This is a genomic window from uncultured Prevotella sp. (assembly GCF_946407605.1).
In the GTDB taxonomy this organism is placed as follows: Bacteria; Bacteroidota; Bacteroidia; order Bacteroidales; family Bacteroidaceae; genus Prevotella.
Window position 1 is genome coordinate 1 of sequence record NZ_CAMJOS010000047.1, and the last position, 14608, is coordinate 14608.

Annotated in this window: 14 protein-coding genes; all 14 read right to left on the reverse strand. The window is 44.5% G+C overall.

What is annotated here, in order from left to right; genetic code table 11:
* Positions 1-10 precede the first annotated feature (10 nt).
* The 14 genes from Q0R57_RS13640 to Q0R57_RS13705 all read right to left on the reverse strand — a co-directional run bounded on the left by Q0R57_RS13640 (position 11) and on the right by Q0R57_RS13705 (position 14485).
* Positions 11-400 carry a hypothetical protein gene (locus Q0R57_RS13640; RefSeq protein ID WP_294748832.1) on the reverse strand — a complete coding sequence of 130 codons (390 nt, stop codon included), beginning with the start codon at positions 398-400 and terminating at the stop codon, positions 11-13.
* Between the two features lie 161 nt (positions 401-561).
* Complete coding sequence (locus tag Q0R57_RS13645; protein WP_294748835.1) at positions 562-840, reverse strand: hypothetical protein; 279 nt, start codon at positions 838-840, stop codon at positions 562-564.
* Positions 841-844: 4 nt separating this feature from the next.
* Complete coding sequence (locus Q0R57_RS13650; protein ID WP_294748838.1) at positions 845-1285, reverse strand: lysozyme; 441 nt, start codon at positions 1283-1285, stop codon at positions 845-847.
* A gap of 188 nt (positions 1286-1473) precedes the next feature.
* Positions 1474-2778 carry a hypothetical protein gene (locus tag Q0R57_RS13655; RefSeq protein ID WP_294748842.1) on the reverse strand — a complete coding sequence of 435 codons (1305 nt, stop codon included), beginning with the start codon at positions 2776-2778 and terminating at the stop codon, positions 1474-1476.
* A 381-nt stretch (positions 2779-3159) separates the two neighbouring features.
* The gene (locus Q0R57_RS13660) at positions 3160-4032 is read right to left on the reverse strand and encodes a hypothetical protein (protein WP_294748845.1); all 873 of its coding nucleotides are present in this window, start codon (positions 4030-4032) and stop codon (positions 3160-3162) included.
* 422 nt (positions 4033-4454) lie between these two features.
* Complete coding sequence (locus Q0R57_RS13665; protein WP_294748848.1) at positions 4455-4565, reverse strand: bacteriocin; 111 nt, start codon at positions 4563-4565, stop codon at positions 4455-4457.
* Between the two features lie 106 nt (positions 4566-4671).
* Positions 4672-5331 carry an SGNH/GDSL hydrolase family protein gene (locus Q0R57_RS13670; protein ID WP_294748851.1) on the reverse strand — a complete coding sequence of 220 codons (660 nt, stop codon included), beginning with the start codon at positions 5329-5331 and terminating at the stop codon, positions 4672-4674.
* Positions 5332-5538: 207 nt separating this feature from the next.
* The gene (locus Q0R57_RS13675; protein ID WP_294748853.1) at positions 5539-6543 is read right to left on the reverse strand and encodes a virulence RhuM family protein; all 1005 of its coding nucleotides are present in this window, start codon (positions 6541-6543) and stop codon (positions 5539-5541) included.
* Positions 6544-6577: 34 nt separating this feature from the next.
* Entirely contained in the window at positions 6578-10099 is a 3522-nt protein-coding gene (locus tag Q0R57_RS13680) for a type I restriction endonuclease subunit R (RefSeq protein WP_294748855.1), read from the reverse strand.
* Between the two features lie 17 nt (positions 10100-10116).
* Entirely contained in the window at positions 10117-10935 is an 819-nt protein-coding gene (locus tag Q0R57_RS13685; RefSeq protein ID WP_366516871.1) for a metallophosphoesterase, read from the reverse strand.
* On the reverse strand, positions 10928-12091 hold the full coding sequence (locus Q0R57_RS13690; protein WP_294748859.1) for a restriction endonuclease subunit S: 1164 nt from the start codon (positions 12089-12091) through the stop codon (positions 10928-10930). The genes Q0R57_RS13685 and Q0R57_RS13690 overlap by 8 nt, the downstream gene beginning before the upstream one ends.
* 1 nt (position 12092) lies before the next feature.
* Positions 12093-12524, reverse strand: a complete 432-nt coding sequence (locus tag Q0R57_RS13695) for a hypothetical protein (protein WP_294748861.1) — start codon at positions 12522-12524, stop codon at positions 12093-12095.
* Positions 12525-12728: 204 nt separating this feature from the next.
* The gene (locus Q0R57_RS13700; RefSeq protein ID WP_294748864.1) at positions 12729-13160 is read right to left on the reverse strand and encodes a DUF1016 N-terminal domain-containing protein; all 432 of its coding nucleotides are present in this window, start codon (positions 13158-13160) and stop codon (positions 12729-12731) included.
* Complete coding sequence (locus tag Q0R57_RS13705) at positions 13157-14485, reverse strand: AAA family ATPase (protein WP_294748866.1); 1329 nt, start codon at positions 14483-14485, stop codon at positions 13157-13159. The genes Q0R57_RS13700 and Q0R57_RS13705 overlap by 4 nt, the downstream gene beginning before the upstream one ends.
* Positions 14486-14608: the final 123 nt, after the last annotated feature.

Consider the following 14608-nt stretch of genomic DNA (forward strand, 5'->3'; position numbering starts at 1 on the left):
CAGTACGATATCATAGTCTGTACCCCCTTCCTTTAATCAGTTCGCGAATCACCTTGCGGGCGATGTTTCCTGCCTGCTGTACCAACTGCTGTGGCAACTCGCCCAGACGATCATCGTCCATCGTAAATACAAAGTAATATTTTCCGTTGTGTCCGTGCGACAGCGAGCAGTTATCGTCGCGGAATATAGGTTTGTTTCTGTGTCGTTTAAGTTTTTCGGTCATATATACGTTGCCGTCGCGCATGCCCTGCACGTGGAAGTCGCCATGAAAGGCTTCGGCTGCCACATCCTCACAGCACTCAAAATCAAGCGTACGCTGTCCTGTTTCCAACTTGCCGAAGGCCATCATGCCATCGACCATTATCTGTTCTCCTAAAATCTGTGATTTTCTAGTTTTCATTTTTCTGAGTTTTTAAGCGAGCATAGGAAAAGCGAAGGTAGTTGAGCTCATTTCATCGATACTTCTCCGCTCGTCTTTCAACTCAAATTGTTGTTTTTTCTTTGAAACTGATTTCGTCTCACTCCCCTCTCTAAGCAGAGAGGGGTTGGGGGTGAGTCTTTTTATTTCAATTTTACAACGTCAGTTACTAGAATTTCTTGGAACGTCTGTCCTTGATATTCGTGTGTAGAGAAACGAAGTGTGGCCATGACCACATCACCTTCGTAGAACCTGCACGCCGCCAGGTTGCCCAGCATGGCGCACACATATTCGTTTTCAAACTTGCCGCCCAGCTCCTTCAGCACGATGTTGCACTTCTGGATGCTGCCAGCCTCATTCTTACTTGACTGTACGCTAAAGGCCTCGCCCTGGCGTACCACTTTTAAAATCTTTACTTCCATAATTTTAATCCGTTGTTGTCTCAAAGAATCTCCTCGCTTCCCATTCCCGTCGCTTCTCCAGGCCTCGGAGCCTCTTGCCTCCGGCATAGACCCACTTCTTGAATTCCCGTTGAATCTGCGACTTACTGCCGCCGTTGCGTATTACCCTCAGCAGTGTTGAGTGCAGGAGCCGCCCTATGCCCAGGTTAAAGACAAACGACACCAGCGCGTCAAACTGTCCCTGCGTCCTGGCTACGCCCAGCCTGTTCACCTGGCTCTCCACCTTCTCGAGGTCGCGCATCAGCAGCTCCTCCGCCCAGTACTCCGAGATGCGGTCGCCCACACTCACATCCTTTCCCGTGTGCCCATAACCTATGGTCAGCACGCCGCCCACGTCTTCCGTGGCCACCAGCAGCAAGCCCTCAAAGGTCTTCAGCTGCGTCTTCATAATCTCACTTGTTTTCATTTTAATTTTTTCGTTCTTCAAAAATCATTTTGTCAATCATTTCCGCACATTTCAAAGATCACATCAAAACAAACACGTTGTGTTGCATCTTGTTTGCGACGGCAAAGTTAGGCACAAAAAAAACACGACGCAAGCCGTAAACTTGCGCCGTGAATAAGTGCGGGAATAAAAGAATAAATGTGGGAACGCTAGTGGGAATTATTCACGCTTCTCACTAAATTTAGGAAGCGTTTTGCCACATTATTACGCCTTTTGGTCTCTTGACCATCAGCATCCGTAAACGTCCAATTGGGAAATTTTCCTCGTGCTTTATCATAGTATTTTGAGATGTTCGAACGGGTGGGCATACTTTTCACTCCACATTGTTTCATGTAGTCCACATACGATGTTGGTGTGTCAAAACTTGGCAGTCCATCCGTTTCGTTCATCAGCATCATCAGCCATGTATAGTCATACAAGTGTTTTAGTTCGTCTTCGACTCTCATGGTCTTTGCAGCATAGCCTATTGCCTGTGACATTCCGTCCTCCATTTCCATATCAATTTCCACTTCCTCCTTTTCTTCTACTGGCATCACCTTCGCAATATCTCTGTTTATCAGTTCCACCATCACGTCCAGTTCGAAGAAAGCCTGTCGCTCCTTATCCGTCATCTTGTAGTAGTTCTTAAACAAGTACTCACCCAAGGCATCGTAGTCAAACTTCAAGATGTCACCTTCCCATGAAATGTTCCAGCGGAATCGTGCACATTGCATTTTGAAGGCTTTCGACAATAAGTACTCACGATCGTAGTCGCAGGGCATCCAATATATCACCTTGTCCACATCCACCTCGTCTATCTCGTTTTGTAACGGCTTGCGCAGATGTTGCAGCAGGTCCTTTCTCAGAAACTCCGCCACCTCCTTCGTCTGCTTACCTTTCAGCGTCTTAAACGAATTATCTCCCTCCTTCATCATCCACTCGTCATAAGCCATTATGGTTTGTTCCGCATCGTACTGCGTTTTCAAGTACTGATAAAACTGGCCATACGCGCGTTGAGGCATTTTCATCTTCTTCACCTTCTGGGCAATCTCACCCAGCAGTCTTGCCACCTCTGCGTAGCTGTCTTCCAGGCGTTCAATGAGGTCGTCGAAGCAGGCACAGTTCTGTACCTTCAGAGTGGCCGCTATTATCCTTTTGCTTTCCAACCGCTCCCTCATGGCCTGCAGGTTGCGTCGCAACAGTCCGCCTTTCTGCCAATACTCTTTTTCCAACATCTTTTTCTCAATGCAGAGCACCTCTCGGCATACACCCCGTTCCAGCTCCGCCAGATAATCCTTCAACGCTGGTATCACCTCTTCTTCAGTCATCTTGATGTTCAGCGCGAAGCAGAAATGTGAGTTCGGGTTCTTTGTCGGCATGTGCGCGTAGGCTGAAGTGTTCTCATCAAAACCAGCAAGCATGCCGTTCAGGGAAAATGACGCTTCTTCGGCGTCCTCGTTTAATAAATTGTTCATAAAAGTTTGTTTTTTGTGAGTTATAGGTTTATCTGCTATTTTTAGCGACGCAAAGATAATTACTTTTTCTGTATTAAACAAATTATCGTTTATTTTTTGTCTTCAGCTCGCTTTTTCCACCTATCACCTGACACAAAAAAGTCCCACACCTTATTAAAAAGATGTGGGACAATTATTAAATGTGATCAGTTTTCGTCAAACTTCATTCCGTCAGCCATCATTATGGCATGAGATTAACCTTGGGATTCTAAGGCTTATATCGAGAACCCAACAGCCAACGATGATGCCTAAAAAAACACAGCCCCTATCGACCACTCAAAGCCTCTCTCCTACCCTTCATTGTACACAAAAGGGACGGTTCCGGTGTGTACTTGGCATCTTTCATTTTGTTTGAACTTTATAAAGGGAATAATCCTCTACATACCATCCGCCTTTCCGCTTTACGAGTTTGACCATGACCGACTCAATTGCATTAAATAAAGCATAGGCCGATGCCGTTTTCTTCAGCGTTAGAACTTCCACTTGAGCATGTTGTATCCCTTTTGCATCACTTCTGTTTGACAGAAGCCTGACATCCCATTCTTTATAGTTGTATAACATATCGTTCACTCTAGAACAATAGATTTGCATACCGTCATTTTCATAGGCTCTTCTAAGCTCTTCCAAGGAATATTCTTTGTCATCATCATCCCAATCCCGAGTAGAATCCATATAGTCTATCATCTTCTCACAATCACCCCAAAAAAATGCCTTGGCAAATTCTACTGCCACCTCTTTATGAGTCATTGCCGAATGTTGTTTTACCACATCCGATGGGTTGTTAATCCTAATGCCCATAAACCTCCATCCTTCTCCGACATCCGGATCCGGCTCTACAACATTGATGGTATTATAGCCGCTAGGGATAAGAGGAAATCTAAGTAACACTTCCTTCGGATATTTCATTGAATGGCGTACACCCAACTCATATTTTTGAAGTAAATTGTCGCTCATATATTCGATTTTATATTTATACTCCACCCCATATTTGTCTACAATAATCAGTTTTGTCTCGGGACTAAGTCTAAACCAACCACTATCCATGTTGATTTTCAATGTTACTATTGTTCCCCATCCTCTGTTGACACTAGTCACAGTACAACTCCTTGTATTATTGAATCCCACAGGAGGGTTTTTCGTCTCTTGAGCGCAGATGCTTCCGATGCAAATTACCATCATCAACAACATCAAAAATAAAACCTTTTTCATCATCATATATTATGTTTTAAGTTTTCTCAATCCATGTGCACTAAATTAAAATCCGTCCTCAAAGGAATTACCGCTACTCTCTTTGTACTTTTTGTAGAGCTTTTTACCGTGGATGTCAAGTCCAGTCCCTTGGCATTTTGATGTCGTATGGTAGTTTTGAGGTGACAGCCATTATTCTTTAGAGTTCTTTAATAATTTGAAGGGTTATACTTATTGTTATTGGTATTTCTGACCGCAAAGATAATGTCTTTTTCTGTAGCAAACAAATTATCGTATATTTTTTTTGTCTTCAGCTCGCTTTTTCCACCTATCACCTGACACAAAAAAGTCCCACACCTTATTAAAAAGATGTGGGACTATCAGCCTTCTTCCATTTGGCGAGACGCTCACCTCTTGGCAGCCGGAAAAATGCGGCAGGCGTAGTCCATTCACCTCGGGCGATTAGATACATCGTAAGCTGTAAACTCTCCACCTCCCGACACGTTGTCAAGCTGCTCGTCGGTGAGCTCCTCACGCTTCTTGTTTTCTTCTTCTTTCATAATTGTAATGTTTAAAATTTATAACTAATGATTCAGAGGGTCGGTACTACCGATTATTTTGATCACTGGAACCGTCCCTCGTGATTGAAACAATTCTATGTGTACTTTATTTGGTTGCTTCGAGGAGTTGGTCGCAGATGGCTTTCATGCCGCTGATGGAGGGATGACCATTCTGCTTGTCAATGTCGTGGAGTTCGATGAGTTGCACGTTGTAGTGCTTGCATACCTCGCGCATCGACTCGTTGACGGATTCACGGAGTTCGGAGTTGAGCAACGAGTAGATGATGGCCTTGGGATAACGCTTCTTCAGCATGTCGAGCAGGCAGGCGAGGGCTGGACGGAACTGCTTGCAATCGTCTTTTGTCCAGTTGGCATATTGGTATTCGCCGATGGGCACGTTTGCCCAGGCATCATTGGTACCGCCAAACACAAAGATGATATCGGGATTACCCAGACTATCGACACGTGAGATGAAGTTGTTGCGTGAGGCATCCATGCGACCGTAGCCGGTACCGCAGATGGTGGTGCCGCCCCAGGAGTCGTTCTTCTCCAACTGATAGCCCTTGGCCTTAATATAGAGGCTCCACCAGGTCTGCTCTACCTCTGTGACATCGTTTCTGTCGTTGGGGTAGAACGGGGCGTAATGGGATGGTCCGACGCCTTTAAATGTGGAATACGAGTCGCCCAAAATAGACACTTTCTTGGTCTGTGCTGAGGCGGCGATACTGACAACTGCCATCAGCGTTAAGATAATGATTTTCTTCATGATTATAGTATATAAATTATAATAGTTTCAATCTGGCTGCAAAGATAGATATTTTCTTTGAAAGTCGTACTTTTTGGAACGAAAAAAAGAAAAACAAGACGAAAAACAGGTCATAGATAATGATTCAGAGGGTCAGTTCTACCGATTATTTTGATCAATAGAGTCCCTCGTGATTTTGCAATATAGCGTTCTTTAACTGTTGTGCGTTCATGCCTCGTCGTCGTTTTCTGGATTATTCTTAAAATCTAGCAATCCTTTCACAGCCTTATCAAAGTCGCTCTCAAGCATGCGCATTTCGCGCTCGCGATAGATTTCAAACTCACGCTCTGCTTTTTCAATTGCTTCCTGATGCGACACAGTACTAGTACCTTCAAGAATGTTTTTACGTAAGCGCAAGATTTGGTCGTCGAGTGCTGCTATCCAATCGGCCATCGTCATAGGATTCTGCTCTAAAGCTTGGAACTCAGCATAATCCAAGAATTGCGAGGTCAATAGGTTCAATCGTTGTAACTCCAACTCCGTCAGGTAGTTCTTGGCTATCTTTACATCGTCGCGAGTAACATAGTTTCCCTTAAAGTTAGTCATGCCAACAAAAGGTTTCTCGTTATCTACACGCTCATAAATCAGTTCGGCAGCAGTATGCTCATGGACAGCATAGTGCATCTTATTTTGAACGGTGGCAAAGAATTGCTTAGTGATTTGGGCGCGAGGGTCATAATCGGTAGAGGTAGCATAGATATCTGTTACCTGCTGGTAGAAGTTACGCTCACTACTACGGATGTCGCGAATGCGTTGCAGCAACTCCTTGAAGTAGCGATTGCCGCCTTGCTTCAGACGTTCATCGTCCATCGTAAAGCCCTTCTGGATATACTCATGCAGTAAGCGAGTGGCCCAGCGACGGAAACGTACAGCAATAGGCGACTGCACACGATATCCAAGGGCAATAATCACGTCAAGATTATAGTGTAATACCTGATAATTTTTCCCGTCTGCAGCAGTTGTTCGGAATTTCCGAACAACTGCATCCTGATCCAGTTCCTTATCTTCAAAGATGTTTTTAAGATGCTCACTGATATTCGATTTGCTCGACTGATAAATCTCTACCAGTTGCGCTTGCGTCAACCATACATCCTCATCTGCAAAGCGAGTGTTTACACTTACTTTACCCTCCTCATCTTTATATAGAATAATTTTATTTTCTTTTTCTGCCATAATTGTAATTTCTTCCATCAGCCTTCTTCCATCATCACCCTGCCATCACGAATCTGAAGACTTCAGTTTCTTGCAGTTCAGGACGTTCAGTCACCATTCTTACGTAGTCACGTATCAGGTGGCGCCAGTCGTTGCCACCCATGCTGAAGTACTTCTCTTGGAACTCACGCTGACACTCTACCACGATATTCATGATGGTGGTGCCCTCATACAGCTCCATCATATTGTGTACCAGACGACGCACATCTCCGTCTTTCTCCACATCGTCAAGCATAGAGCCTTCAGGTTTCAAGCGGACTTCCTCTGTTTTAGGTTTCCGTCCTTTCTTGGCTGTTTGGGATGAATCAGAAGTATTCTCAGCTAACGGGTTCATCTCGACAACACGAGGTTGGATGTATATCTCTTCCGTCGTACCCAGGAACTTCATCAGATACATCTTCAACTTCTCCAGTACCGTTTGTTTTTTCTCGCCACTTTCAGGCAGGAAGGGATTCACTGGTGGCAGTATCTTGGCAATACCGGTACCCGTCTCTGTGACATAGCCATCCATAAAGGCACGCTCCATAAAAGCGGTTGTCTCAGCAGGCTTCAGGTGTTCTTCGTTGATAATCGCATCCAGCTCAGCTTTCTTCTCACGCTCGATATACTCGTTCCATTCCTCGCCCACATCGGCACCCTTCTCAGGTGTCATCTGCTCGATGAACTTCTCTATCAGTTCGCGCTTGTCACGCATGTCAGGACTGGCATCAATCTGCTTTCTGATCTGCACGATAATCTCCTTGTCCTGGCAGTCTGTATCGTGATATTGCTGTATCAGCTGCAGGATATAGTGGATGTTTATCTGGTCGTGACGCACCAGTTCTATCTCGAAGATGATATCGTCGTTGATCGTCTCCTTGCTGTTGTTATTGGGCTTACGGAACTCCTCATAGTAGGTGTAGTACCATCCCTTGTAGTCCTGGTAGTCCATTTCGCTGATGATCTTGGCAGCCTCATCAAAGGCATCAAAGACATTCAGCACGTTTCTCAGTCGCAGTATCTCACCCAGCAGACGAATGAATTCCTTCTTCTTCTCTTCGTCAAGGATATTGCCCATCTGCTCCAACGGGAACTCCCTCAGCAGGCGTGCTATCAGTTCCGTATAGGGCTCGTGGTGCCTACCTTTTACATCTTCATACCCCTCGCTGTAGTATTCTTCATACGACTTCATGAAGACCATACCTTTGGCATTGGGGTCGCCAAAGATGCGCAGGCTCTCGTCTGTGGCCTCTTTCAGATTGCGGAAGCAGACGATATTGCCACAGTCCTTCACAGAGTTCAGAATGCGATTCGTACGACTATAGGCCTGCAACAATCCATGCAGTTTCAGGTTCTTATCCACCCATAGCGTGTTTAGCGTCTTGGCATCGAAACCAGTCAGGAACATACCCACCACTATCAGGATGTCTATCTCCTTGTTCTTCATGCGGAGCGACACATCCTTATAGTAGCTTTGGAAGTTGTCGCCATCTGTCGAGTAGTTACACCCAAACATCTCGTTATAGTCCTTGATGGCTTTCTCCAATGCGTCACGACTCTGCAGGTCCATGCCTTCTGTTCCCTCTGGGTTCTCGTCATCTTCGAATCCCCATTCATCTTCCTCTGCTTCGTTGGCTGAGTAGGTATAGATGGTGGCAATGCGCAGATTAGGCGTGCCAGGCTCTGCCAGCTGCTTCTTAAACTCGTTGTAATACAGGATGGCAGCCTTCACAGAGTCCACGGCAAAGATGCTATTGAAGCCCTTTGTCTTGTAGGTATGCTTCTGCTCCTCGGCCGTCTTACTCTTCACCACTTCCTGCACATTCAGCAGTTTGTTCATGGCATAGGCCTCATCCTCCTGTTTCGTTTTCTCACCAAAGCGCTCTAAGATATAACGCGTCACGATGCTGATGCGTCGAGGGTCGTGTAGTGCCTCTTCCGTATCGATGCCCCATACCTGCTTACGCTCTACGTCGTTCTTCATCTTCATCGTCGAGTCGTAGTCCACATGGAAGCGCAACACGTTGTTATCGCCAATGGCATTGATGATGGTATAGGTGTGCAGAGGCATGGTGGGACGGCCGTCCTCGTCGGGCTCTCCACCAAACAGCTGTGCTGTTGTCTGGTACTTACTGCTGGCGCTGGCATTCTGTGCCTTGATGGGCGTGCCAGTAAAGCCAAACATCATGTATTTCTTCACCCGCTTCACTATCAGTTTGTGCATATCACCAAACTGACTTCTGTGACACTCGTCGAATATCAGCACGATGTTCTCCTTCTGCAATATCTCGCGCAACTTCTCGTCCTTGTCGTAGATGCCGGGCTTCATCAGGTTCGACAACTTCTGTATCGTGGTGATGATGATATGGCAGTTGTCGTCCTTCATCTGGCGCTGCAGCACCCTTGCCGATGTGTTTGAGTTGGCGCACTCAGGCTCGAAGTTGTTATACTCCTTCATGGTCTGATAGTCCAAGTCTTTTCTATCCACCACAAAGACCACCTTCTTCACCTCCTCCATCTGCGATGCCAACTGGGCTGTCTTAAACGACGTCAGCGTCTTACCACTACCCGTGGTGTGCCAGATATAGCCACCAGCCCTTGTTGTGCCCTGCCAGCGATTGTTGATGGCCGTCTTTATGCGGAGCAGTATCTTTTCTGTTGCTGCTATCTGGTATGGACGCATCACCAGCAGCTGCTTGTCCACGTTGAATACGCAGTATTTTGTCAGCAGGTTCAGGATGGTGTGCTTCGCAAAGAACGAGGTGGTGAAGTCCCGCAGGTCTGTCAGTCGGTTGTTCCGCTGGTCAGTCCAGTACGACGTAAACTCAAACGTGTTTCCTTCCGTCTTTTTCTTGCGCGAGGCATCCTCCGCCTGTTTCTCCTTGGCATAGCGAGTTGTGTTCGAATAGTATTTCGTCTCTGTACCGTTCGAAATAACAAAAATCTGCACAAAGTCGAACATCGCCCTGCCTGCCCAGAAAGAATCTCTCAGATAGCGGTCTATCTGGTTGAAGGCTTCTTTGATGGGTACACCACGTTTCTTCAGCTCTATATGTACCATTGGCAGACCATTCACCAGTATCGTCACGTCGTAGCGGTTCTTATAGGTGCCGCGATTCTCCTCATACTGGTTGATCACCTGCAACCTATTATTATAGATGTTCTGCTTGTCTATCAGTTTGATGTTCTTCGTCTGCCCATTATCCAGTTTCAGGTCGAGGATATAGCCCTTTCCTTGCAACATCTCCGTCTTGTCGAGGATGGTCATCTGCTCATTGCTTATCATGGGCAACAAACGAGCCCACTCGCTGTCACTCAGCCTGATGTCGTTGAGCGCTTCCAGTTGCAGGCGCAGGTTGTTCAGCAGGGCTGCCTCGTCCTTTATCTTGGCGTACTCATACCCTTGGTCTGCCAGTTGCTTGATGAGCGCCCTTTCCAGCTGCGCCTCACTCTGGTAGCCCTCGCCAGACTTTGGCTCCACCTCATAGCGAGCCATCACCGTCTGCTTCTCTTCCAGTATGATTTTATATTCGTCCATAGACATTTGTATTTTGTTTAGGAATTATTTACAGGTGGAATTTCTCTCAGTTCCATAATGTCGAGCATGTGGAACATTACATCATCTATCTGAGCATGCCAACTCTCATGAAAATGGCCGTAGTACCAATAGCGTAGCGGATGATTCTTTGTGTATAGAAAATTGTATAAATCGTCCATCACCTGACGTTCATATTTTGTATCATCCATTAAATCTGCGTCATGCTCTGCCCGATCTTCCAGAAAATGATGCGATGATAATTCACAGAACGATGGAGAAGTATGGGTTATGACAATATCGACAGCACATTGACTATCTATCTGGTCGAGCCTTTCCTTATTGAATTCTGGTAGTTCGTTATTCCAATACACATTCGGCTTCAGTAGGTCATCAGGATTTGGCAAGTGATATTTTTTTGATGTCATACGATAAAGTCTGTCAATGGATGTTGCACCACCCACACAAAGTATCGTGTGCCCACAAGCCTTTATGACAGAATAATCTGGCAAAGTCATCCAACGTTGATGTTTGATGGGCTGACTGTTAAAATAAGCAGGATTGTCATGATTACCTCTTATAAACACCATCCAGTTATTGGCTTTCGAAAGTTTATCACGACAACGCTTATAGATATTCTCATAGGAGCCTGGTCTTTCAAAACCAAAGCCACAATCCCCTGCGACGACAATAAGCGTATCTGTCATTTCGTACTGCACGCAGCATTTAAAGACAAGTTGGGTGAAATCACCATGAATATCACCACTCACTACGATACCCTTTGCATGAGGGAACTCTATGAAACCATTACGTTTTGACATCTTATCTTTCTTATTCAAACGTCAAGAGTTTATTACGATAATACTCATATTGCTTTTCGCGTTGGGCGAGTTGCTGCTCCAAGTTTTGGATAGAGGCCTCGAAAGTATCAAGGATAGAGACAATGCGCTGCTGCTCTGAAAGAGAAGGGAGGGCAACTTCATATTTTGCCATGCTGTCACCAGAAATACGGACGACTTTGGCACCCGTAGCATGTTTTACTTTGAATTGCATAAATTTATGGGTCAAGAATTGATATCCCATAAATTTTCCATTTTGATTATGGTGGAATATAAAAGCATCACCGCTGACTGCAACCTCCTCATCACCTAACCAAACAAATGGTTTTGCAACACCCTCTGCATCTTCAGATGTTGTTGCTAAAACAATATCACCTTTCTTAGCTTTCTTACATTTCTTATAAAGACTTTCCTCAATTTTTGATATTGTTTTCTCTGCAGAAAAGCCATATCTTGCATGAATCTGTCCATAATGAATACATCCAAATCCCTCTTCTACAAAATCGTTCTTTTGAATTCCATTACCCCTAATAAACTCTCCGATTTCTCCTAACGTTATCACCTCCACTCCTTCTTTCCCTTCAAGGTCAAGGAGTTGGTCACGATAATACTCATACTGCTTGCGACGCTGAGCGATTTGCTCTTTCAGGTTCTCAATGGAACTTGTGAACGTATCGAGGATACCCACTATCCGTTGTTGCTCGGAGAGAGGGGGGACAGGTATCATGTAAGCGAACGCATCGGAGTTAGAAAGACAAGGATACCCTGCACCCTGTTGTTTGAGTTCACAATAATCCCAAAATTTTCCACTTCCGATATTATGGTATAACCATCTGCTTAGTACGTACTTCTTATTTGCTCGAAATATACAAAAGCCAGTACTACATATGTTATTATCCAAATAAGAAGGTATTTGACAATATCTCTTCAACGTCGGTCTCGTTGTTCCCAAAAGTATATCATTGTTATTAACAACCTGCTGGGCTCGACTTGGGGCATTCTGTTTGCAGATATCTGTTGTCAAAATGACTTTATGTGAATCCAGACTAACAGAAGAAAGATCAATATATTTATAGATTATATCATCAGTCTGATCTTTCCATTTTATATTTGAAGTCTTTTCGCAGACCTCTCCCAGCTTCTTCCACTCCACCATACTACTTACCTCCTATTCTTTTCTTCAAGTTATTCAATTGAGCAAGCAGCTCGTGTGTCTCTTTCAGCTCATTCAGAGCTAAATCATTATCGTCCATCAAATCTCGTTTGCAATTCTCTTTTTGACTCAGAGAATCAAAATGGACGCCGGTTTGATTGAACATCATGTCGTTCCATGTTTCATCAGATACTTTCTTAGTAAGACTCTTGTGACGAGCAGCAATCTTCTTCAATTCTGCGTTGCCCTGCAAAACAGATAGTTCAATTTGGATTTGGGCCAGTTCTTTGATACTCTCCACTTGCTTCGTTGTACTTTCCTCAAGGGCAGTCATCTTCTTAGCAGTATCTTTCGAACTACTCCAAACAGTCCAGCATGCTATCAATACAGCAATGATAGGACTCAGTATCGTTGCCCATTGTACTATGATATCCATCTCATTCATAAAAAGAGAAATCACCACCACAATCATCGCAATGGCAAACTGTTCGCTTGCGACAAAAGAAACCAAACAGCAATCCCCAGAGACTTAGGAATAAAGTACCCCAGAAGGCTGCTTTATAATTGAAAGATTCCTTATCGCCCGATATATTTACGCTTCCACAGAAAGGGCAATGAATATGCTCGTACATGCTTACTCTCATAATTCCTCATTGATTTGCTTGTTAATATATCCCAGAACGCCATAAAGCGGTATATTCTCCATCCAGTCCTGATCAATATAGGGCTTCATAGAGCAACGCAGACCCTTGAGGTTCTTGTCGGCATGATCAACCGTTACAAACTGCTTCATTCTGCGAACATTTTTCTCATCCAATCCCCGAATATCGAATTCAGTTTGCAATTGTCGCGCCACCTGCGCGACAATTTGCTTTCCGTACTCAGCGCGCTGATTATCAAGCACTTCACGATTGATACGCTCACCTATATGCCAATACATCATGGTGAGTTCGTAATTAGCTGTAGCAGCTACATGTCCACGTGCCTGCTCAATAATCTGACGTAAATCCTGTATCAGAGATTGTGTCGACACTGTCGCGACAATTCGGCTATTCTTCTCTATCTCGTTCATTCTCCTAATTCCTTATTGATTTGCTTGTTAATATATCCCAGAACACTATATAGTGGAATATTTTCCATCCAGCCTTGATCAATATAGGGCTTCATGGAGCAACGCAGACCCTTGAAATGCTCATTAGGATAATCTTCGACAATAAAGCCACGAAGCGACTTGCTTCTCAGATTCTCCTCTGCCTTTACCTCAATGGGGATTATTCGCTCGTCTGTCTGCACCAAGAAGTCAATCTCCTGGGTAGAGTTTTCTTTACTAAAATAGTAGATGCTCAGATCATCGAATGTTCTAAGTTGCTCAAAAACATAATTCTCAGAGAAAGCCCCCTTGAACTCTTTAAACACATCATTGCTTGTCAACATCAAACTGGCTGGAGCATTTGCCATTGCTCCTAAAAGTCCAATATCAAGCGTAAACAGCTTAAATGCATTAAAGTCTTCGTAGAAACTTAACGGCATGGTAGGTTTGTTGCAGCGATGCACCTTAAATGCCAGTTTTGCATCTATCAGCCATTGGATAGCAGACTCCAAATCTCGTGCACGCCCTCCAGGTTTCACGGCTCCGTAAATAAACTTTTTGTTTTCTTTGGCCAGTTGGGCAGGAATACTCTTCCATACCAATCGAATGCGCTCCGTCTCATTGCCAGTATGCTTGGCAAAATCATTATCGTATGTTTTAAGGATGGCTTTTTGTATTTTCCTTATCTTATTCACATCACCATGAGTGGTATAATCCAACACAGCCTCGGGCATACCGCCAACATAGTAATATTGCCTAAGTAGTTCCTGTATCTTCGTATCAAGAATACCCATCATTTCCCAATCACAATTGGCAATCATCTCAGCTAATTTCTCCTCACCTTTGGCCCATAGAAACTCTTCAAATGTCATGGGATACAAATAGAGGAAATCAACCTTACCAACAGGATAGGATTCACCAGGACGATGGGTTACACCCAATAAAGACCCAGCGACAACAATATGTTGATCGCGAGCATTCTCGCAGAAATACTTCAGACTGTCAAGACCTCTATAAGCCTCTTGTATCTCGTCTATAAAGATAAGCGTCTTCCCTGTAATTATAGGTTGTCCAGAAAAAGCCTGGAGTGCCTGCATGATACGTTCCACATGAAGATCCTGCTGAAACAGATTTTGCATACGCTCATCGTCATGACAATTGACATAAACCAGATTTTTGAACTCGTTTTTGCCAAACTCTTTTAGCAGCCAAGTTTTACCCACCTGACGAGCTCCCTCAAGCACCAAAGGCTTGCGGTCTGGATCGTTTTTCCAATCTATCAGCGCATTATATAATTTCCTTTTCATGCCGATTTACACTTTTCTGGACGAATTATCGCTGCAAAGTTACACTTTTCTGGACGAACTTCCAAATATTTTGCCAATTTTCTTGGGGAACTTTAGAGTGTTTTTGCCAATTTTCTTGGGGAA